Annotated in this window: 25 protein-coding genes and 1 tRNA gene; 13 read left to right on the top strand and 13 right to left on the bottom strand. The window is 43.0% G+C overall.

The window, feature by feature from the left end:
- Positions 1-51: 51 nt before the first annotated feature.
- The 4 genes from ASG89_RS28875 to ASG89_RS28860 all read left to right on the top strand — a co-directional run bounded on the left by ASG89_RS28875 (position 52) and on the right by ASG89_RS28860 (position 3,354).
- Positions 52-732: a hypothetical protein gene (locus ASG89_RS28875; RefSeq protein WP_057314738.1), complete on the top strand. Its 681-nt coding sequence runs from the start codon at positions 52-54 to the stop codon at positions 730-732.
- Positions 733-904: 172 nt separating this feature from the next.
- Positions 905-1,633 (top strand): ABC transporter ATP-binding protein, encoded by a 729-nt coding sequence (locus tag ASG89_RS28870; RefSeq protein ID WP_057314737.1) that lies wholly within the window; start codon positions 905-907, stop codon positions 1,631-1,633.
- Positions 1,630-2,661, top strand: coding sequence for an ABC transporter permease (locus tag ASG89_RS28865; RefSeq protein ID WP_057314736.1), 1,032 nt, complete (start codon positions 1,630-1,632; stop codon positions 2,659-2,661). The genes ASG89_RS28870 and ASG89_RS28865 overlap by 4 nt, the downstream gene beginning before the upstream one ends.
- 3 nt (positions 2,662-2,664) lie before the next feature.
- On the top strand, positions 2,665-3,354 hold the full coding sequence (locus ASG89_RS28860) for a TetR/AcrR family transcriptional regulator (protein WP_414813300.1): 690 nt from the start codon (positions 2,665-2,667) through the stop codon (positions 3,352-3,354).
- Between the two features lie 77 nt (positions 3,355-3,431).
- Here the strand turns inward: ASG89_RS28860 and ASG89_RS28855 are convergent, their stop codons facing one another.
- Both ASG89_RS28855 and ASG89_RS28850 read right to left on the bottom strand, forming a co-directional pair.
- Positions 3,432-4,601, bottom strand: a complete 1,170-nt coding sequence (locus ASG89_RS28855) for an MFS transporter (protein WP_057314732.1) — start codon at positions 4,599-4,601, stop codon at positions 3,432-3,434.
- 33 nt (positions 4,602-4,634) lie between these two features.
- Positions 4,635-5,900: an MFS transporter gene (locus ASG89_RS28850; RefSeq protein ID WP_057314730.1), complete on the bottom strand. Its 1,266-nt coding sequence runs from the start codon at positions 5,898-5,900 to the stop codon at positions 4,635-4,637.
- 172 nt (positions 5,901-6,072) lie between these two features.
- On the opposite strand from ASG89_RS28850, the gene ASG89_RS28845 reads away from it, so the two are divergent.
- The gene (locus tag ASG89_RS28845; RefSeq protein ID WP_057314729.1) at positions 6,073-7,542 is read left to right on the top strand and encodes an aminotransferase class I/II-fold pyridoxal phosphate-dependent enzyme; all 1,470 of its coding nucleotides are present in this window, start codon (positions 6,073-6,075) and stop codon (positions 7,540-7,542) included.
- A gap of 85 nt (positions 7,543-7,627) precedes the next feature.
- Complete coding sequence (locus tag ASG89_RS28840) at positions 7,628-8,047, top strand: DUF1885 family protein (protein ID WP_057314727.1); 420 nt, start codon at positions 7,628-7,630, stop codon at positions 8,045-8,047.
- 61 nt (positions 8,048-8,108) lie between these two features.
- Here ASG89_RS28840 and ASG89_RS28835 read toward each other — a convergent pair whose 3' ends face one another.
- The 3 genes from ASG89_RS28835 to ASG89_RS28825 form a co-directional block, all read right to left on the bottom strand.
- Positions 8,109-8,423 (bottom strand): DUF1292 domain-containing protein, encoded by a 315-nt coding sequence (locus tag ASG89_RS28835; RefSeq protein WP_056612546.1) that lies wholly within the window; start codon positions 8,421-8,423, stop codon positions 8,109-8,111.
- Positions 8,424-8,513: 90 nt separating this feature from the next.
- Positions 8,514-9,131 carry a stalk domain-containing protein gene (locus ASG89_RS28830; protein ID WP_057314725.1) on the bottom strand — a complete coding sequence of 206 codons (618 nt, stop codon included), beginning with the start codon at positions 9,129-9,131 and terminating at the stop codon, positions 8,514-8,516.
- A gap of 81 nt (positions 9,132-9,212) precedes the next feature.
- Complete coding sequence (locus ASG89_RS28825) at positions 9,213-10,112, bottom strand: alpha/beta hydrolase (RefSeq protein ID WP_057314724.1); 900 nt, start codon at positions 10,110-10,112, stop codon at positions 9,213-9,215.
- A gap of 134 nt (positions 10,113-10,246) precedes the next feature.
- Here ASG89_RS28825 and ASG89_RS28820 point away from each other — a divergent pair, with 134 nt between their 5' ends.
- Together ASG89_RS28820 and ASG89_RS28815 are read left to right on the top strand one after the other, a co-directional pair.
- The gene (locus ASG89_RS28820) at positions 10,247-10,999 is read left to right on the top strand and encodes an MBL fold metallo-hydrolase (protein ID WP_057314722.1); all 753 of its coding nucleotides are present in this window, start codon (positions 10,247-10,249) and stop codon (positions 10,997-10,999) included.
- 142 nt (positions 11,000-11,141) lie between these two features.
- Positions 11,142-12,788, top strand: coding sequence for an ATP-binding protein (locus ASG89_RS28815; RefSeq protein ID WP_057314721.1), 1,647 nt, complete (start codon positions 11,142-11,144; stop codon positions 12,786-12,788).
- Here ASG89_RS28815 and ASG89_RS28810 read toward each other — a convergent pair.
- Complete coding sequence (locus ASG89_RS28810) at positions 12,785-13,222, bottom strand: GNAT family N-acetyltransferase (RefSeq protein WP_057314719.1); 438 nt, start codon at positions 13,220-13,222, stop codon at positions 12,785-12,787. The genes ASG89_RS28815 and ASG89_RS28810 overlap by 4 nt on opposite strands.
- Positions 13,223-13,302: 80 nt before the next feature.
- On the bottom strand, positions 13,303-13,761 hold the full coding sequence (locus tag ASG89_RS28805) for a divergent PAP2 family protein (RefSeq protein WP_057314718.1): 459 nt from the start codon (positions 13,759-13,761) through the stop codon (positions 13,303-13,305).
- A gap of 100 nt (positions 13,762-13,861) precedes the next feature.
- Between ASG89_RS28805 and ASG89_RS28800 the strand changes: the two genes are divergently transcribed.
- The gene (locus ASG89_RS28800) at positions 13,862-14,287 is read left to right on the top strand and encodes a CBS domain-containing protein (protein WP_057314717.1); all 426 of its coding nucleotides are present in this window, start codon (positions 13,862-13,864) and stop codon (positions 14,285-14,287) included.
- Positions 14,288-14,365: 78 nt separating this feature from the next.
- Here ASG89_RS28800 and ASG89_RS28795 read toward each other — a convergent pair whose 3' ends face one another.
- The 3 genes from ASG89_RS28795 to ASG89_RS28785 form a co-directional block, all read right to left on the bottom strand.
- Positions 14,366-14,950 carry a hypothetical protein gene (locus ASG89_RS28795; RefSeq protein WP_057314715.1) on the bottom strand — a complete coding sequence of 195 codons (585 nt, stop codon included), beginning with the start codon at positions 14,948-14,950 and terminating at the stop codon, positions 14,366-14,368.
- A gap of 22 nt (positions 14,951-14,972) precedes the next feature.
- Positions 14,973-15,524 (bottom strand): superoxide dismutase family protein, encoded by a 552-nt coding sequence (locus ASG89_RS28790; RefSeq protein WP_063868198.1) that lies wholly within the window; start codon positions 15,522-15,524, stop codon positions 14,973-14,975.
- A gap of 177 nt (positions 15,525-15,701) precedes the next feature.
- Complete coding sequence (locus tag ASG89_RS28785) at positions 15,702-16,028, bottom strand: hypothetical protein (RefSeq protein ID WP_057314714.1); 327 nt, start codon at positions 16,026-16,028, stop codon at positions 15,702-15,704.
- A gap of 287 nt (positions 16,029-16,315) precedes the next feature.
- Between ASG89_RS28785 and ASG89_RS36795 the strand changes: the two genes are divergently transcribed.
- The 3 genes from ASG89_RS36795 to ASG89_RS28775 all read left to right on the top strand — a co-directional run bounded on the left by ASG89_RS36795 (position 16,316) and on the right by ASG89_RS28775 (position 17,329).
- Positions 16,316-16,471, top strand: coding sequence for a hypothetical protein (locus tag ASG89_RS36795; protein ID WP_157276851.1), 156 nt, complete (start codon positions 16,316-16,318; stop codon positions 16,469-16,471).
- Between the two features lie 154 nt (positions 16,472-16,625).
- Positions 16,626-16,835, top strand: a complete 210-nt coding sequence (locus ASG89_RS28780; protein WP_057314713.1) for an alpha/beta-type small acid-soluble spore protein — start codon at positions 16,626-16,628, stop codon at positions 16,833-16,835.
- Positions 16,836-17,038: 203 nt separating this feature from the next.
- Positions 17,039-17,329, top strand: a complete 291-nt coding sequence (locus tag ASG89_RS28775; protein ID WP_057314712.1) for a hypothetical protein — start codon at positions 17,039-17,041, stop codon at positions 17,327-17,329.
- A 48-nt stretch (positions 17,330-17,377) separates the two neighbouring features.
- On the opposite strand, the gene ASG89_RS28770 is transcribed toward ASG89_RS28775, so the two are convergent.
- Positions 17,378-17,572 (bottom strand): hypothetical protein, encoded by a 195-nt coding sequence (locus ASG89_RS28770; protein WP_028558119.1) that lies wholly within the window; start codon positions 17,570-17,572, stop codon positions 17,378-17,380.
- Between the two features lie 358 nt (positions 17,573-17,930).
- Between ASG89_RS28770 and ASG89_RS28765 the strand changes: the two genes are divergently transcribed.
- Positions 17,931-18,003, top strand: a tRNA-Val gene (locus ASG89_RS28765).
- 309 nt (positions 18,004-18,312) lie between these two features.
- Here ASG89_RS28765 and ASG89_RS28760 read toward each other — a convergent pair.
- The gene (locus tag ASG89_RS28760) at positions 18,313-19,047 is read right to left on the bottom strand and encodes a stalk domain-containing protein (RefSeq protein WP_057314710.1); all 735 of its coding nucleotides are present in this window, start codon (positions 19,045-19,047) and stop codon (positions 18,313-18,315) included.
- Positions 19,048-19,248: 201 nt separating this feature from the next.
- A complete protein-coding gene (locus ASG89_RS28755; protein WP_057314709.1) occupies positions 19,249-21,255 on the bottom strand; it encodes a methyl-accepting chemotaxis protein in 2,007 nt (668 codons plus the stop codon).
- Positions 21,256-21,357 lie beyond the last annotated feature (102 nt).

The following is a 21,357-nucleotide window of genomic DNA, read 5'->3' as shown; positions in this document are numbered from 1 at the left end:
CACACTAAATCCTGTAATTCCCATTAAACAGGAAAGGAGTCCTCGAATCCAATGGAACCCACTAAAATGAGAAGGCTGTTCATCAGCACGATCGCACTCACCTGTATTTTGGGTGGAAGCCTCACCGCTATTGCACAAAATCCTGATTACGAAGATCAGTCAACCGTTACACAGCAACAAGCCGATGAGAGTGAGCAAGGTGGACTTCATAAAAGAAAATGGCCGATCATTGAAGAATCCGCTGCCATTATCGGCGTTGACAAAGAAGTTCTCTTCAAATCATTGAAGAGCGGGAAAAGCATTGTGGAATTTGCCGCAGAAAAAGGCATCTCGGAAGCAGACCTAACTGCGAAGCTGCAACAACTGCGGACAACGAAGATTGAAACCGCTGTGAAAGATGGAAAGCTGACTGCCGATCAAGGTGACCATATGAAACAAAAGCTCGCCGAGCATTTAAAGTTCATTCTCAATGAGAAGAACCTACTCGCTCACCATCCTGGTCACGGCAAGCATAAGTTCGGTTTAAAACCCGACACTGAAAAGCTCGCAAAGTCGCTTGGCATGAGCAAAGACGAGCTCCGCGCACAGCTGCATGCGGGTAAATCACTTGCCGAAATTGCGCAAGCAAAAGGTATTTCCAAAGACAAGCTAGTGGTATCCATTAAGGATCAATTAACCCCTTCTATCGAGAAGTGGGTCGATCACAAAATGGAACCAAAGGCGAAAAAGTAACTATTGGTCGGTACTAAGAGGGGCATTCTGTGGAATGCCTCTTTTTCTTCGCTCCTCTTTTTTTTAAAAAATGAGTGATTACTCACTTTTCAAGTGCAAACGTTTATCGTATGATTGGATTAGTAAAATGAGTGATTACTCACTTTAATAATTATGGAAAGAGGTGCAGGCCATGACGTCCGCCACATCGATTCACGTGCATGGGGTCAGTAAGCAATTCGGTGAAAAAACAGTTCTGAAGGATATTACACTTGCTGTTCCAAGTTCACAGATCTTCGGTCTCCTCGGTCCTTCCGGCTCAGGAAAAACAACTCTTGTACGCATGATCGCAGGCATTGATGCCCCCACGTCCGGTCAGGTGACCGTACTTGGCCAGAAGATGCCACAGCTCGCTATGCTCTCCCAAATCGGCTATATGGCGCAATCAGATGCCTTATATACGGAATTGACAGCGCAGGAGAACCTCGCTTTTTTCGCAGCCTTGTATGGCCTCAAAGGTGCCAAATGCAAGCAGCGCATTCAAGCTGTCATGGAGCTCGTTGATTTGAGCAATCATTTGAAGAAGCAAGTCAGCAATTACTCAGGAGGCATGAAGCGAAGGTTATCACTTGCTATTGCCTTGCTTCATGAGCCGAGTATCCTTATTCTCGATGAACCTACAGTAGGGATTGACCCTGTCTTACGCAAATCAATCTGGCAGGAACTGACGAATCTTAGTTTGAATGGAACCACCATTCTTCTGACTACACATGTGATGGATGAAGCAGACAAGTGTCATCAACTCGGCATGATTCGAGACGGTAGACTCACCGCCATTGGTACACCTGCTGAATTGAAGCACGCAACCTCCTCTTCCACTATTGAAGAAGCATTCCTAGTCTATGGAGGTGCTGGGGCATGAGAATTCGGGCTATAGTTGTACGCATACTCCGCCAATTTTTCCATGATAAACGAACACTCATGATGATGTTAGTGGCCCCCATGCTCATTCTGTTCATGATGTCTTTAGTCTTCAATGGCAACACCTATGTGCCCAAGCTTGGCGCTGTTAATGTGCCTACCCCGCTTATTCAGAAGCTGCAGGAATTGAATGCGGAGGTTACCGTTTACTCAGCAGAAGAAGCCCAAAGGGAACTGAATCATGTTCAACTAGACGCTGTACTCCTCATGAATGGATCAACACCGCAGGTGACACTGGAAGGCAGCGATCCAAGCAAGAACAAAGCTGTACTCTTCCTGTTGCAAAAGGCGTTGCAGAATTCAACACCGACCGGCAGCGCAACAGCTCTTGCACCGACGATTACTTATTTACACGGCGGGTCTGATATGGCCGCTTTTGACAATTTCGGACCAGTCCTCATTGGATTTTTTGTCTTCTTCTTCGTCTTTCTTTTATCAGGCGTTTCCTTCCTTAGAGAGCGCACTGGTGGAACCTTGGAACGATTGCTCGCTACACCTTTGCGCCGCTGGGAGATCGTTGTTGGGTACATTCTCGGCTTCGGGATATTCACTACCTTGCAAGCTACGCTTATTGCATGGTTTGCAACGAGCGTCCTCGGCCTGATGATGGTAGGTTCCTTCTGGTATGTGCTGCTGATTACCCTCTTGCTTGCATTGTCTGCCCTCTCCTTGGGAACGCTGATTTCTGCCTTCGCGAACAATGAGTTCCAGATGATTCAGTTCATTCCGCTTATCATTGTGCCTCAAGTTTTCTTCTCCGGCTTGTTTAGCTTGGATACGATGTCTGTCTATCTTCGCTGGATCGGTCATCTGATGCCGCTATATTACGGTGCTGACGCTCTGCGAAATATTATGATTCGCGGCGCAGGCTGGGACCGCATCTGGCTTGATGTGCTCGTACTTGCGTTATTTACTCTCGCCTTTATGATCTTGAATATTGTGGCATTGCGGAAGCATCGTAAGATATAATGGATGTCAATGAATAGAGAAGAGGTGAATGCAATGTCCGATATCGAGCCATGGTTAACTGAACTGCTGCGTCTGAACGACGAAGAAGATAAAATGACCGATAAACAGATTAAGATTGTTCAAGCGGCTGTGGAGATTTTCTCTGAGAAAGGTTTTGCAGGCTCCTCTACGAGTGAGATTGCGCAGAAGGCTGGCGTAGCGGAAGGTACAATCTTTCGTCATTACAAAACGAAAAAAGAGCTGCTGCTTTCAATTGTAGCCCCGATGATGTCTAAGCTCATTGCACCATTCGCGGTTAAAGATTTCACCAAGGTACTGGAAGCTGATTATCCCGATGTTGAGCAATTCCTACGTGCGATTACCATGAATCGCTTAGAGTTTGCTCGCAAGCACTTTCCTGTCATTAAAATTTTCATGCATGAAATTCCATTCCATAATGAACTTCGCGAACAATTTAAAGAGTCGGTGGCGGTGCTGGTGCTTGAGAAAGCTTATAAGGCGATTCGGCATTTCCAGAAGCAGGGGCAGCTTATTGAGCTCCCTGAACCCACTACGATGCGGCTGATCGTTTCAACGATAATGGGGTTTCTCATTACTCGGTTTCTTCTAGTTCCTGAATCGGAGTGGGATGAAAAGAAAGAAATCGACTATACAATTAAATTCATTATGTATGGATTATCTCCACGAACGTAATATATTCCCTGGCATACCAAAAAGCTGCACATCCCTCTCCTTGCGGAGAGCCGGATGTGCAGCTTTTGTACGTTCGACTAAACCGCTCGTTGCGCGGTAGTTTGGCGATCAACCAAAATGAACCGCTGCAGCAGCAAGATCGCAGCTAGGCAAAGCACCCCGCCGATGATGAACGGCAGCGAATGTGAGATCGCGAACACCGCTCCGCCAAGGAGCGGGCCTGCGATGCGGCCCAGGCTGTCCATGGAGGAGCTGAGGCCTGTCGCGACGCCTTGTCCAACCTTCGTACGCTGCGTAATCAGCGACGTCACACACGGTCTGATCAGCGCGTTCCCTGCGCCGAAGACCGATAAGTAAATCGCAGCGGTTACCACGCTGCTGGAGTACAGCAGCAGGAAGAAGCCAGCTGCTGAGAGCAATAGCCCAATGCCGATGACGAACTGTTCGGCACCTTGTTTCACTAAGCGGCGTACGACGCCGCCTTGGATCAAGGCACCGACGATGCCGCTAGCGAGGAACATCATGCCGATGTCAAACGGCGTAGCGCCGATTTTGTCCATTTGATAATACTGAAGTGTTGCTTCAAGTCCCGCCAATGTGAATGACACAAAGAATGACAGCACGTACAAGTACTTAGAAGCTCCATCGAAAGCAGTCCAGCGCGAAGGCGCTTTTTCCTTCGAAGATCTACGCTTGTCCGACGTCAAGGATTCTTTAAGAATCGCAGCCGCAAAGAGGAACGAAGCAAAGGAAAGTGCAGCAGCTACAAAGAAAGGCGTATATGTTCCCCATTTGCTAACAATCCCACCAAGGGCTGGTCCGAAGATAAAGCCTAGACCAATGGACATTCCTACCATGCCCATGCCCTTTGTTCTATTCTCTGCTGTTGTAATATCCGCGACATAAGCTACTGCACAAGCCGTGGCTGCACCAGAGAATAAGCCGCCTAAAATTCGGGATACATACATAATCCAGAGCTGATCATTGGCAAAGCCGAAAATCAAGAAGCTCAAGCTAAAGCCTAGCAGTCCGATGAGGATAATGGGTCTGCGTCCGATACGATCCGATAAGCCCCCCCAGATGGGAGACATCAAAAAGGAAGCCGCTGAATACACAGACAGAAGTACGGCGTTATGAAACTTTGCTCCCGCACCAGTCACAACTTCTGGCAACACTGGAATGATAATTCCGAAACCAATAAAGATCGTCATCAGCAACAACATGATGATTCCAATCTGTTTATTCATGATGCGTTAAGCCTCCAAACCATTTCTTTTTCCTTATCGTACCATACCTTTTTTGGGGATGGAAATGAACATTTGAAGAACAAGTAGCCCTATAAGGACGAATCCACTCGTTAAGAATGGCGCGTGATACCCATAAACGTCCCATAGCTTCCCAGAAACAATAGGGCCTACAATCATCCCACACCCTTCAATCGTGAGGAAAAATCCCCAGACTGCCCCTCTCTTCTCAGGCGGAATGGCAGAAGCAATCAGCGCATTCCAAGAAGGAATAATGAACGCGTAACCCACCCCGAGCAGCGCCACCAAGATGTACAGCATGCTCATTGATTTGACATAAGTGAAAAGTAGTAAGGCTGCTGCACTAAGCGCAAACCCGATAAGTAGGAACGGACGAATCCCTATTCGGTCTACTATTTTGCCCATTGGAATCAGAAATAGGACGGTAACCGCACCTCCTGCTACCAAAAATAGGCTGTATTGAAAGGAAGATAGCATCAATACTTCTTTGGCATAGAGCGTTAGAATTGGTGTTAATATCCCCAGAGCAAATGTCTGAGCAAACATAGCCGGAAACATCAGCGGGCTGATCGACATCGATTTCCGAACCTCGCTTAAATAAGTAGAAACACGATGCGACCAAGTAGACTTGTGTACTTGATATGATTTGAGAGCAACTTCTTGTTCTTCTTCACCGCGATTAGATATGTTCACCTTCTGTTTGCGAGGCAGCATAAGTGCGATTACCACGACTACCGACATACAGCCAATAAGCAGCTTGAATGCAAAAGCATAGTTATTTTCACCGACGAAAAAGTTAATCACCACAGGACCAAGCCCTACCCCAGAAAGCCACGCCATATAAACCACACTCATAATCGTTGCTTTGCCCTCATCACCTGCTACCTCTGTCGTACCCGTAATCACACAAGGCCATAAGGGGGCCGTACCAAATCCGAGAAGCGCACAACCGACGATCACCCACATGTACTGTGTAGTAATTGCCATAATAATAACCGAAAGGAATGTCAACAAAACCCCAGTCAACATGGTCACTCGATATCCGAGACGATCAATGATCCATCCAACAGGTGTACGTAACACATTATCGCCAATATATTGTGCCGCCAACGTCCATCCGATAATAAATGCAGAGGCACCGAGCGAAGTTGTCATGTAAACTGGCAAAACAGTTAGAAGCAAAGCTCCCTTAACAAATTCGACGACAAACATAATAATTAACAGTTCTATCACAAATGGTGAGAACAGCCGATTTCCCTGCCATTTTCGCATCCAAATCATCCGAATTCTCCTTTTATTTGCCCATATATACTTCTTCGTGTTAGTTTGACCCCATTTTGCACAAACTATTTGAAAAAATTAACTTGCATGAAATCTCTAGTTTGATATACTCATTTTGTTTGTTGCATTCTTGCGGACAAGCAATCCACGTTAGAAGGGAAGCGATAATCAGGTGGATCATACCCGTACACCCCTGTTCTCTGCATTGCTTGCGCATGCGGAAAGAAATCCAATTCAGTTTCACATTCCTGGCCATAAAAAAGGAGTCGGCATGGACCCGGAGTTTCGTGCTTTCATCGGCGATAATGCCCTTTCCATCGACCTCATCAATATAGCACCGCTAGATGATCTCCACCAGCCGATGGGCGTCATTGAAGAAGCTCAGAAGCTGGCTGCGCATGCGTTTGGCGCAGATCACACGTTCTTCTCCGTGCAAGGCACGAGCGGAGCGATCATGACGATGATTATGACGGTTTGTTCCGAAGGCGATAAAATTATCGTACCGCGGAATGTCCATAAATCCGTACTAGCCGCGATTATTTTCGTTGGCGCTAAGCCTGTGTTCATTCAACCTGCTCGCGATAAAAATTTAGGGATTGATCACGGTATTCCGACTCGATCCGTTCGCCGTGCACTCGAAAAGCATCCGGATGCAAAAGCTGTTCTTGTCATTAATCCTACCTATTATGGCGTATGTACGAACCTCAAAGAGATCGTAGATCTCGTTCACAGCTACAATATGCCCGTTCTTGTTGATGAAGCGCATGGCGTGCTTATTCATTTCCATGAGAAGCTGCCGATGTCTGCTATGGAAGCGGGCGCTGATATGGCGGCCACGAGTGTACATAAGCTTGGTGGTTCCATGACGCAAAGCTCCGTCCTTAATGTCAAAGGAAATCGCGTGAATCCGAAACGTATTCAGACCATCATTTCGATGCTGACGACGACTTCGACTTCATATATTTTACTAGGCTCTTTAGATACATCGCGACGTCACCTTGCTCTGAATGGACGTGAAATGGCAGAACGCACCATTGAGCTTGCTCATTATGCGCGTAAACAAATCAACGAGATTCCGAACCTTTATTGCTTCGGGGAAGAAATCCTTGGAGACGAGGCCACTTATGCCTATGACCCTACCAAAATCTGCGTACACGTCCGTAAGCTTGGTATCACGGGCTTTGAAGTAGAGAACTGGCTTCGCGATCATTACAATATTGAAGTCGAAATGAGTGACATGTACAACATCCTCTGTCTCTTCACACCAGGTGATACACCAGAGAATGTAGACATTTTGCTAACAGCTTTACGTGAGTTATCTCACATCAATGATGATGTTGCTGAAGTCAAAGAAGTTGTCATTAAGGTCCCAGCGATTCCACAACTAACATTGACACCACGAGATGCTTTCTACGGTGAAACTGAGATTCTGCCTTTTAAAGACTCTGCGGATCGCATCATTGCTGAATTCATTTATGTTTACCCGCCAGGCATTCCTATCTTGCTCCCTGGTGAAGTTATAACACAAGAGCTAATCGATTATATTGTTGAGCATGTAGAAGTCGGATTGCCTGTCAAAGGGCCTGAGGATCGCAGTGTCCAACAGGTGAAAGTTATCGTAGAAACACAAGCCATTTTCTAAGCACTCTACCCCAAGGGATATATTGTAAAACCGTTTACATGATGCTATGATATGGGTGATGTTTTGCGAATGAGGTGATCAAGGAATGGCTCAAAGCGCTTATATTAAATTCGTAACAGGATCCGTTGTTGCTGCACTTACCTTGGATGAAATCAAGGACAAGCTGCTGCATTATCGGGATCAACTTAGCCAAACAGCCAAACAACTTGGTTGGGAGTATGACGAAGCCGGATTTCCTTATACGATTGAAACGAAGCCGGAAGGCGAAGGCAAATGGTTTTATCTGAAAGGCACCAACGCTTTATATCATACTATCGTGATTGGAGTCGGTTCTGAACAAAACCAGGAGAATGAGCGCCAGTTCGTTCAATTCGTATTGCCTGACAATGCCACACATGGTGACAAGAGCAAGGGCAATGAATTCTGCAAATATCTGGGCAAACTTCTGAAAGCTGAACTTCATCTATTTAACGGTAGAATCATGTATTTCAATCCTAGAAAATGAATGAACACAAACAGAAACCCCCTAACAGATCACTCTGCTAGGGGGTTCTTATGTATAGCTCTTATTCTTCGCCTTCTTGAGCCACGATTTCATTGTAAATCGTTACTACACGTTCCCACTCTTCTTCATCTTCAATGTTAACGAGGAAAGCATCTTCGTCCTCTTCTTCAACACGGAAAATGACGCCATCTGCTTCAGGATCATTACGATCGAGTAACACAGCATATGCTTGCTCCTGAGATTGGAAGGTATATACCATGACCATTTCATGCTCTACACCGTTCTCGTCCGTTACGATAAAAACATCTTCCCCTTGCTCGTCGTGATCGTGGTCACAGTCCGGGCCGTGCACATGATCATGCTTCTCATCGCTCACAGGCAGAACCTCATTTCATTAAGTAATAAGTTACTTAAATATCCTAACATTTTCATATTAAGAGGTCAAACCAGATAATACCTGCTTGTCTTACTCCGATTGAATTTGCTTTTCCGAAACGACTGAATACTCGCTGCTACCACTTTGCTGCATAGCGAATTTGACAACATACGTGCCTGCTTCATCGAATGATACGCCATATACTGGAACTTTCAACCAGAACGATTCTTTGGAATCTGAGATTGATTTCTCGACAGGTGTAATCACATTTTTCCCACTTGGGGAAACAATAGAAACACGTACCGAATTGATGCCCGTTTTTAAATTGTCAACTTGTGCGAACACGATAAAATCTGCTTGTTTGCCTCGTTCAACAACGCCAAAAGGAACGATAGCTGAATCTTTGCGTACTTCTGTTGTAAAGAACATATGTACATTGGGCTTGAACAAATAAGCTGTTTTACTCGCATCATCCCATCTGAGCAAGGACTGTAAAGCGTCACTCATAGCACGTAACGGAAGAACCGTCTTGCCGTCCACAATAAGCGGCGGCACATCGGAATCTGCGAATTCCTTCGTTTGATTGTTTACGACTAATCTAGCAATGCTATACCCTTTATAATCCCCCCATATCGATGAGGCTACCACCGCAGCCGTACTTAAAACAAAGAACACAACCATCAACGTAAAAATGCGCTGAACTTTCATCTCTTTTTAACCTCCAACCTCGTTAGTCATCTGTCTGTCTGCATCTTTATACGCCGATGGTTAGGAAGAGTTGCGATGAATTTAACATTTTGCAATAAAATTAAGAACACGCTTAATATACGCATCTGATTCAAGATGAAATGAACCAACATGCCCTGCTTTTTCTGTGATCCATAGCTCAAAAACTCCTGGATGGCGCTTGTACATCTCGGCACTATTGATATAAGGAATAGCTTGATCATCTTTACTGTGGATAAATAAAATCGGCCTTGGTACAATCTTGTCAACGGCAGCTAAAGCATCAACAGCATGCGGGTTCACACCAATCAGTTTTGGTAAAATAAATAGAATCAGCGGAGTAAAAGGGTAGCGTGGTAGCTTAGACCACACAGGCAAGTTTTCCTTGAGATAGGGAATTAATTGGCTAAATGCGCTGTCCGTAATAACTCCAGACACAGTTTTCGTCTCCGCAGCAGCTAAGATGGACGACGTGCCTCCCATAGAAAATCCAAGTAATACAATTTCCGTTTGATTGTAAGTATTGGTCTGTACCCAATCGATAGCGCCAAGGATATCTTCCTTCTCCAAGAAACCTATTGTCGTGGTGTTCCCTTCTGATCGCCCTGAATTTCGAAAATCAAACATAAGTACATGATAGCCTGCATTCACAAGTGCTTGGGCTAAAGACAAGGCAGGCAGACCTTTTTCAAGTCGTGTTCCCGCGTAGCCATGTGACATAATGATTGTCGTTGTTTTGGGCACCGTTATCGGATTAGGCGATTCCAGATACCAGCCATCTAACATAACCCCATCTGTTCGGCTTGGGAATGTAACATCCTTTCGATGCAAGTTATAATTCTCTGGGGTATCATCCACGATCTTTCGTTTAGGATGCGTTAACTGCCAACCTACATATGTTGAAAGTCCTACTAGACCTAGCAGGATAAACAAAAGAATAATACTTACAAGAAATCCAATCATTATGAAATCAACACCTTCTATTTGTTTACTTTAGCTTACTGTATTATTATTTCTATATATAGTGGTTGAAAGTCAGCAACCTCCCATGTTACATTAGAAAAAGATGGATTTTGTCGAAAATTGGAGGACACTGAATGAGTTTGCAAATTCAAATGTTGGGAACCGGCAGTGCCTTTTCCAAATTGTATTACAATACAAGTGCATTAATTCGATCTGGCGATGCTACACTACTTATTGATTGTGGGCCAACTGTGCCTAAATCACTTAGCGAGATTGAGGTTGAGCTTGATCAAATTAATGGTATTCTCATTTCACATATTCATGCTGACCATATAGGCGGCCTTGAAGAAGTAGCTTTTCGTTTATTCTATCAGTATAATCGCAAACGTGTGCAGCTTTATATTACCGAGGCATTAGCTGAAGTTCTTTGGGAGAATAGTTTGAAAGGCGGCCTCTACAATCCAGAGGAAGGTTTCACTCAGCTTCAGGACTATTTCGAACTTGTTTACCTACAAGAAAGAGTACCCTATCCCATCTCACCAGAACTTACAATCGAAATTATTCCAACTTTGCATATTGCACAAAAGCTTAACTATTCGATCTTTATTAATCACCGAACATTCTATAGTGCTGATTTGAAATTTAATTATGACTTCCTCGTAAACGAAGTTGTCCTTTCAAGAAATTGTCACACCATTTTTCACGATTGTCAATTAACTGGACCCGGTTATGTACACACAACATTAGATGAACTGCTTACCCTGCCAGATGATATTCAGAAACTTATGTATCTCATGCATTATGACGATCGTATGCCTGATTTCATTGGTCGAACGGGTCACATGACCTTTATCCACACACATCAAATCATCGAAATTACCGATTGATCATACTGTTTGTCGAAGCCTTGAGAATTTAATTTCTCAAGGCTTCTTTCGCTACGCTAAATCCACCTTGGTATTCAATTTTTTTTCGAGTACACAGCAGGGATTTTATGACAAGTATAGAACATGTCACAAGAGTATGTGAATGGCGGGAATTTCCAATCGGGAGCTGATTACGGTGATTATCAATGGGGTTTATTATGTGTATGTGATCTTGTATGGCCTATATACGATTTATTTGAACTCGGTCATGAATATCCCTTTATTCCTTCTAACTATTTGTCTATTTGTCTTATCCATTAGGTTCCACTCTTCACATCCTAGTATGCCATGGCTCCAACTACTCCTCATTGGAACTCTTCATGTACTAGGACAATCTGCCCTATGTTATCCTTTATATTTATTAACGCTTTCACACTATTCCTACAAGGAAGAAAATAAATGGAGAGCATGGATACTTTCCATAAGCGCCTTGATCATTTATTTGACTACGGTTAATTTAATATTACAAACTGCATCTAAAGCATCCATGTTTGGATTCATGAGTATCCTCGACTTTGCTGCCGTCACTTGGCTAACACGAACAATCCATCTCCGAAGTGGCACAATGGAACGCATCCGCAATGAACGTCATTTATCAACACAAAAAGACTCCCTAACTGGCCTCTATAATTATGAAGAATGTCATCGAAGACTCGAACAGCAAATCAAACTTCATCAGCCCCTTGTGCTGTTTCTTATCGACTGTACGGATCTGAAAGCAATGAATACCTCCGGCGGCTTTCAAGCAGGTAATTTCGTGCTAAAACAAATGGCTGATCTCCTTCAGATTCTGTTCAATGAAGCGCTTTTCATATCGCGATATGGCGGTGATGAATTCGCTGTTGTCATGCCCCTTTACAAGGATTTTCTGACAACTGCCTCTTATCAGCAGAAGCTTGATTCTGAACTACCTAAGCTTACAGGCATTCAAAATACATATGGCATTGCCATATTTCCTCAAGACGCACTAACGAAAGATGATCTTATTTTGCACGCGGAGCATAATCTATTTATGAAGAAACGTGAATCTTGGTTAAAACGCGAAGAACAAATGCACCGCTCGGAGAAACTGCGAGTTGTCGGAGAACTAGCTTCTGGCATGGCTCACGAGATTCGAAATCCTTTAACAACGGTCAAAGGTTTTTTGCAATTATCAAAAGCAAGCGATTACAATATTGAAAATTGGTATGGACTTATTATGGATGAGATTGATCGGATGAGTGACTTGACTGGCGAGTTCCTTCAATTCTCCAAACCGCATCAAACTGTCTTTCAAACCTATTCGCTGAATGAATGCGTACTCAAAGTTATTTCACTCATTGAATCGGAAGCCACTAGCTCAGGACATGAGATACATTTTCATGAATCAACCTATGCCGTTCATATACTTATGGATCAAGATAAAATGATACAACTTCTGTTAAATATGATGAAAAATGCTTGCGAAGCCATGGGAGCAAACGGTTCCATCCACATAAAATTAAGCCGCGATCAGAAGAACGCGACTTTAGTCATTGCGGATAATGGTCCCGGTATACCGAGTGATCAACTCGAGAAAATTTTCCATCCCTTCTTCACTACCAAAGAAACAGGTACAGGTTTAGGCTTATCGATTTGCTATAAAATCGTACAGGATCATCAAGGTACATTAGAAGTAGAGAGTGAGCTCGGTATAGGGACACGATTTATTCTTACTTTCCCGCTTGCCGTTAATAAGACTGCTGGGAATGACAATTCAGCTGTAAGTTAAAGTGTTTTCTTCATTCTAACATGCAGGATTCCGGCATCATAGAAAGGTTCATCTGAGATTACTGTATAACCCAACTGACTGTAGAAGCCTTCTGCTTGACATTGCGCATCAAGTATCGCATATTCGCAACCAAGCTCGATCGCCTGTCTTTCCATAGCAAGGATGAGTTGTTTCCCAAGCGATCTTCCTCTATAATCTTTCAAGACAGCAACACGTTGTAACTTGGCTTTTGCTTCTTGATATTCATACCATCTGGATGTTGCAATTGGAATTTCACCATCCATAATGAGAAAATGGTGGCAGGATTCTGGAGACTCATCCTTTTCATCCATCTCAAGATGTGCGGGCACTTGCTGTTCATCAACAAATACGTTAAATCGCACAGCAAAACAAGCTTTCAGTTGATCCATTGTTGTAACACGAATTGTTTCCATGTGGGCTTCTTCCTCTCTAAGATCGTTTCTTGATCTTATCCCATTCCGGAATTGTTGTCCACACGTACAGTGTTTACACTTTACTTTCTTTCGATTAAGTAGCTGCAAGCACCTATTGCAAACCCTAGCAGGGCACCAGCTGCAACCTCGCGTGGTAAATGACCCAATCGTTCCTTTAAAGCTTTCCGTCTTCTGGCGTGATAGATCCCCGGGTGCTGCAGAGCAATACGTTCAACTTGTTCGTCTAAATCATTTACTTCTACTGCAATCTCACCTGCGGATCTACGAATGCCCATCGCATCATACATGACGACAGCCCCGAATACGGAGCTGACTGCGAAATCAATGGCTGAGAAGCCTCTTTTCATCCCAATGTACGTAGCAAGTGCCGTCACACCTGAAGAATGCGAACTAGGCATGCCACCTGTTTGAACCAATTGTGACCAATCCCATTTCTTGCTAAACATATACGTTAAAGGTAATTTGATGGCTTGAGCGGCGCCAATACCGATCACGGCTGTAGTCAATGCTCGATTCATTTTCCGTTCACCTCACTACTAGCATCCATCACAGGTTTAGATTCTATGCGCAAAATTTGTTATACTAGACACATTGATTCTTATGTAAGGAGTGTGACTGATGAATATCGCTTTTTTCCTGTTACCTAAATCCGAAGTCATTACCGCGACTCCACAAGCAACCCTTCGTCAAACGTTGGAGCGCATGGAGTATCATCGATATACCGCTGTCCCGATCCTTTCCGACGATGGACATTATGTAGGAACCGTTACGGAAGGTGATTTACTTTGGTTTCTCAAAAATTCAGCGCAAATCGGCTTTGAGAACGCTCATCGCCATGTGCTAGAAGAGGTACCTCTACGTGTGAAAAATAAACCCGTTCATATTCATGCGGATATGGTTGACCTGATTGATTTGGCGAAAGCACAAAACTTCGTACCTGTCGTCGATGATTCCGACAAATTCATTGGAATTGTCAGACGTAGTGAAATTATTGAGTATTGCTCTAAACAAATGAATTTGCAAGCTAAAGCTGTACAGTCCTAATTATAATAATAATTACATTATAGGCATGGTAAAAAGGCTGAGAGAACTCAGCCTTTTTGCTTTTTTCGTATGATTCAGTTACTGTACTTGACCATTGGAAGAAGCCTTTGACGAGACAAATTCACTTGCCCAATCAACCATTCCGTTCATTAAAGTCAAAATGAGATTCACCGCATCCTTTTCCGTGAGCGAGCCATTTGACTGACTGCTGACGTACTGTGATGTCTTTTGCTCCAATTTCACAACTAAATCTTTAATTTTCAAAAGTTCATTCGCCAAATCAGTTACTTGCTGATTACTCGAGTTCCCTTGGTCTGATTTCATATTTTGACCTTGATTTTGATTTTGATTCTGATTTTGATTCTGATTTTGATTCTGATTCTGATTCTGATTCTGATTCTGATTCTGACCTTGCGCTTGACTTTGTGCTTGATTCTGTGATTGATCTTGTGCTTGACCTTGACTTTGGGATGTGTCATTCACCGACCCATTTGTTGCGGCTGCACCATTATTAGAGGAAGCTTGCTGCTGCCCTTGATTGTCTTGAGAGCCTTGGGCACTTGAGATCAACATTTTTTTGACCTGCTCTAATTCAATGAGTACCATATCGTTTTGTTTGGTTAATTCATCCATTTGCAGCTTGAGATCCTGTGTTTTGATCATGTTGTCGAAACCCTTCCTTCCCTTATTTCACAGCACCGCAAGCAATCCGCTTACCCGAATTGCCAGATGGATCTGTTTTCAAATCATCTGCTTTCTCATGGATAACTAAACTAGATCCGCCCGGTTTAAATAGCGAGTTAGGCTTATCCCTATCTAAAACAACTGCTTTCGTAACACTGCTAAATCGTCCATTACCTTGAGCATCCACAATAAGATTTGGTAGATCGCCGGCATGAGCACCCTTCGGATTAAGGAAGCCATGCTCCTTCATATGTGGATTGAAATGCCCACCTGCCGAATCAAACGTTGGAGCTTCACATATAGACTTCTCATGAATGTGCAGACCATGAACACCGGGAGAAAGCCCACTGACTTCCACATTCATCTGTACACCGTCCCTGACAGCGGTTAATTGTGCGGAACCTACTGACTGGCTATTAGCTCCTATAAGCGCAACACGTATCGTTTCCGGTGATGTGGTGGCCTCTGATGTTGATGTACTTCTAACTGTTTGGCAACCTGTCAGCATCATGAGACCCAAGCTGGCTGCCATCATAAATTGAACTGATTTCATTTTGTACAATCCTCCTGTAAAACCACACATTGGTATATTCTACCCTTAGGATGTACAACTGCCCTCCACGATAACCACATCACAACTAACAAATTTTCTAAATCAGCTTATGAAAAAGTAAAAAACCTGCAATCTTTCGATCACAGGCATCCACTTCCATGTTCCGTTTTACTGAGATTATAAAATAGTCATGAGCTTAGCGATGATTTGCAGGTTTTCTAATTTCCGTTTGTAAAAATGGAACTCCACCTTGGTATGCTCTACGGAATCTTCCATCTGTAAAACCTGTTTTTGCAACTCTTTCGTATGTGGCCATAGTTCCGCCTGCCGCTGAAGTTCATTCTTCCCTGTTACGAGCCCTTCACCAATCACTTCATACTCCTTCGTTAGAAGCATATGCTTTGCCCAATTCAACTCTGATACCGCATCGACATAAATAGCTTCCGCTTGTTTCAATAATTCTGGTACAAGTTGTAGCTCTAAAATAACATCCGACCGATTCATTCGGATTCCTCCTATGAGTTTCCGTAGAAACTCAGCATAGTAAACCATCAAATATTGTTGCATAGCCTCATTTATATTCATAGTAAAATAAAACATGCATACAAGCTGAAATCCGCGAAAATATTGGGTTTTCCCACTGTATCCGACTTGTTTTGCATGACTATTTCCCTATAGATTGACAAAACAATTAAGACTACATTAAATCTATTAGACTCACTCCCAACCTACTTGTATATGCTATTAGAAGTGCTACAATGTTACTATACGTATCAGAGGAGGTGACAAACATGAGCCAAGAAGAAGAAGTAGTTCAACAAAATGAAGAAGAAATCTCTGCTGAATCCACTGAAGAAGTGGTAAGTCAAGAGGCTGAAGAAGTAATCGCTGAAGCGATTGAAGAAGCAGCTGCTGCAGAGGAAGAAGCAGAACAATCCGAAGAATAATGTAACCGTTATCATACATGATTAAATATCCCCCTCAACTTAACAGTTGGGGGTTTATTGATTTTACATACTAAAAGTTTTTTTGATTTCAGTGAATAAATTTTCTGAACATTCAAATAATACTGGTGTACCATAAAAAAGGAGATGATTTTGAATGGCTAGATCTAACACGTTAGTCGTCCAACAAGCAAAAGCAGCACTTGATCAAATGAAGTATGAAGTCGCTCAGGAACTTGGTGTACCTCTCTCCCCTTCTGGTTACAACGGTAATTTAGCAACACGTGATGCTGGCTCAATCGGTGGCAACATCACAAAAAGATTAGTGCAAATCGCTGAACAATCTCTAGGCGGCTACAAACGCTAATCCTTTGATGTAGGAGCAAGCTCAAAAAAGACTGAATCACTCGATCCTCCTTAGAGTGACCTTCAGTCTTTTTTTCTATTTCCTTCAAATTCCTCCGATTTCCCTTGAATTTCCTCACCAGTTTCCGCGAACATCTATAATTAATCCACTAGTTTTAGTATGATTACCTTGCTCGGATATCCGATAAAGGAGTGTTGAAAGCTATGACCACGCAATATGAAATTTTCCGTGACCCTTTCCGCATGTTAATCCTACTGGCCACATTAGTAAGCGAAAAGCAAAACGAACCTGCCCTGCAATTTGACAAAGTCCCTTTTTTCGAAAACGATACCTTTCTTATTCAACATGACAAGTTTGTGTATAAAAAAAACCTGACAGAAATCACTTGGTTTCAATTTTTAGGAAGGGACATCGCCTGCAGTAAAGACCTCTCACGTGAAGAGTATAATAGAATGTTCGTTGATTGCCTTGCTTCCTTATATCAAATTGCTTAATGCAAAGAAGGAGCAGATCACTTAGATCTGCTCCTTCGACTATTCCCACTACTTTTTCTTAACTTCTTCAACAAATACGTCACTTGCGTCACGTGTGCTGCCGAGCTCAAGAATCGTGTATTTCTTCTCACCGATCATAATCACATCTTCCACCTCAGGAAGCGGATCTCCTAGGTATACAGTCCCTAAATACACATTGCTGCTCTTCAATCGTAAATTCCAACGATGTTGTTGTTTCGTCATAGCTAATCCTCCCAAACTCTAATGTTCTCAAGTTACCATAAATTCACGCAAGATGAAAGCTGTACTAGGAAACATCGTTCAAATATGGTACATTAACTTCACTATCTTGACCAGAGAGGCTGATAACTAGCAATGACATCACGAGGAATTACACCAGATGAGCTATCCCTTCTACTCGCTAAAGAAACAGATTCTGCAATCGAACAACCTGATCAAATTTTCTTTATTCCACGATCCAAAAAGAGACGAAAGCCTTATTCTCCCCTGCATAAGCTAATCCTTTTCTGGCAGAAGTAACACAGTCCAACAATTGACAATCTCTCGATTTTTTGGTATATTACTCCCTGTATCCATAAACGACTTGTTAGCTCAGCTGGGAGAGCACTATCTTGACAGGGTAGGGGTCAGTGGTTCGAGCCCACTACAGGTCATACCAAAAACAACGATGAAACCCTTGATATATAAGGGTTTTTTTGTTGCATATTTTCACCTTACGTTACTCAAAATATTTCAAGAGGCAATTTGAGGGGCATAAATATGTATTGGAACAATTTTGCTTCAAAAAAAATGCCCATGCAATATTTCGCACAGGCTTTCATTCAAGTGATAATCATCGTCAACAACTGACGTTTTTCTCTCAATTCTTTCTGCATTACTCATTGGAGTATTGACAGTTTTAATAACAACATATAGGACTACTAAAAAATAGGACTGGTGAAGAGTCAACTATAGTATATGTATCATTGCAAGAATATTTCCATCTCTTTCAGAAGTAAGTCATGTTCAATTTTCTTAGTATTGTCAATGTTTTTTCTAAGAACCTGTAAGCAGTCCAGCATACTAATTTTTAAATTGGCAGCAATCTGAGAGTTTCCTTGAGGGGAGATTTGGATGGAAAGCAGATTCTTTAATTGTGTGACACTTCCCAGAGCTTTGGCCTGACTTTTCATAATATTGTCTATTTGATTGTCGGATTTTACACTTTGAATTATTTTCAATGATAGTTGAACGGATTCGATATGTTGGTTCATTAAATTCTTATATTCCTCATCAAGCAGTTGCGTGTAGTTTGAAGGATTATCTACTTTCTCATAGTATTCAAATGTGTTGACGAATTTCCACATTGCTTCATCCAAGTCCCTCAAAATATGATAGGTATTCTCAATCAGCAAATGATCATTTACTACCAATTCCTCTTTTGTTGGATTAGCCGATTGTTGAGGAATGGTTACATTCACGCTGTAGTTACTACTATTCCAAGCTACACCCAACCCCAATTGTTTGAGTAAATAGATCGGAACCATTGTTCTATCTTTGTAAATGATGGCTGGAACATCTTCTACCTTTAAGTCTTGTCCATTAGTTTTCACAGAGATGATTGGATTCCCTTCAAAATCACCATTCAAGCTTGATGCACTAGCCCAACTCGAAACTAGTAAAAGTAATGTGATAGTCACAAAAAATATCCTTTTCATGATACCTCTCCAATCGTTTCAGATTAAATCCATAATTTTTGTTTATCTAGAAATAAATTCGACAATATTTAGCATTTACCTGCACGTTAATATTTCACTCTGAATCTTTGCCACCATGTATTGCGATACCAATTAACCGCTGCATCATCTTCCCTTACGCAGAAAGAACCCTTCCCAGGGTTCTTTCTCGCACCTAAACCTCTAAACCTTAAATCGATCAACCACATCTTGCAAGCCTGACATCTGATCATGAAGCTCGATCGACTCTTTATGTACGCGCTCGAACATTTGTCCCAGTGTCTCAACGTTAGCCAACACTTCCTCGGAGCTTGCTGCCGTTTCTTCGGAACTCGCAGAGGAAAGCTCGATAAAGCCGACAATTATGTTTTTACGGCTATCGACATGCGCCATATCTGCCGTGATACTTTCAATGGATTCATGGATTTGCTTCAAAGAAGAATTAATGAAATCGAATGTATCCGATGTCTGTCCTGCGTTCTCTTCTTGAGAACCAACGATGTGAAGTGACTGCTCCATCGCTGCGGATGTTTGCTGTGCAGAGTGCAAGACATTCTCAATCAACGTCTGAATATGCTCAGAAGCCTCGCCCGCTTGAACGGAAAGTGTTCTCACCTCTGCAGCGACTACAGCGAATCCTCGGCCGTTTTCACCAGCTCGTGCTGCCTCAATCGAAGCGTTAAGTGCAAGTAAATTCGTTTGTCTTGAGATGGCGTGGATCGTGGTGACCATCTCTTTAATGGCGTCGATATCCTGCATAAGCTTGCTTACACTGGATGCTACTTCTTTGGTCACGGTAACGTTACTACGGATCAATTCGATCATCGATCGCATCGCTTCAGCGCCTCGCTCTTCCTTCTCACGAATAATCGCACTATTATTCTGTAGAATTTGAACATGCCCTTTCGTGTCGTCAATCAAATCCGCCAATTCGTGTACGCCCTTCAACCCATCCTCCACGACCTCTGCCTGACTTCCAGCGGCTGTTGCCAATTCGTGAATGGTCGTATTAATTTCATATGAAATCGCATTGGTGTGCTTCATCGAATCTTTAATATGATCGGCGTTTCCTTTGCTCAGATGAGCAGATTGTTTAACATCCTTGACGATCACATGAATTTTCTCAATAAATTGATTAGTCGCTGTGGACAATTTGCCGATTTCGTCCATAGAGGTATCGGGAAGCCTTCTTGTTAAATCTCCATCTCCCTGAGCGATCGCAACCATGGCTGACTGCAGTCTCTCCAGCCTTTTGAACTGGCGACTAACAATATAAAATAAGACAGCCCCCGCGATCAACAAGCCAGCCAATGTGGCAATGCATGTCGTGTAGAAGAAGTTTGTCAAGACTTGTTCCGACAACGTCAGTACAAGCACTTGTCCTGTCGACAACGCTCTAAAGTAATACTTAGCTTTCGTTCCATTGTAGGACATTGTTTTGTACGCTTTATGGTCCCCAGTTAAACTTACACTAAGGGAATCTAGCAGCTTCGCATCTAACAGCGTAATCGCATCATCGGACGAGGCAACGAGTTTGCCCGTGGAATCAACCACTCCCGCGAATAGTACATCTCCACCTAGCTCCGTCTTTAATTGCGTCAGCACCGGCTTCGCGCCTATTTTACTATCGAGTTCAGTTAATGTGGCTCCATCTCTTCCCGTTTGGACAATGCGTGGCGATGTCCAACCGGACACTCCGACGTATTTATATACCTTGGGATCAACACTTCGCTGTTGAGCCGGCTGTGTGACAACTTTTTGCTTGCCAGAAATTAGATCCATAAACTCGTAGGCCTGATTCTTCGGGTCAGCACCGAAATTAAAATCAATCTTTTCACCCGCATTCGTCAGTACCAACTGTCCCTGCGCATTCGTGATCCAAAACTCATCTATACCTGTGCGCTCAGCTATTTCGACAGCTTGCTTAAAGTTCATCGGAATTTTATCATACATGTATGACAGTAGGGCTGCCTGTCCGACCATTTCCTTCTCCATCACACTTTCTGTCGTCTTTCTCGCAATTATAGCGTTTTCAATTCCAATTCTAGCTGTTTCTAGGGTCGTGAAGCCTTTTTCATGAAGGCTATCAGCCGTCTGTTGATACGTAATTGTCGCTGTCCCTACGGACACTGCAAACAACACAACCATTAAAGGCCAAATAATTTTGTACTTAATTGATTTGATTGCCATCTTGTTCTCCCTTTTTTGTAGTTTCAATAATTCTAAATAGTCTACTTCGCCGTTTACCAACATATTCCTGCAAAATTACCTATCATTCGACGGAAGCTTATG

Origin of the sequence: Paenibacillus sp. Soil766, assembly GCF_001428105.1 — a bacterium.
Classification (GTDB): Bacteria; Bacillota; Bacilli; order Paenibacillales; family NBRC-103111; genus Paenibacillus_E.
Note: the sequence above shows the minus strand (reverse complement) of the source record. Positions and strands in the feature narration are given on the sequence as shown.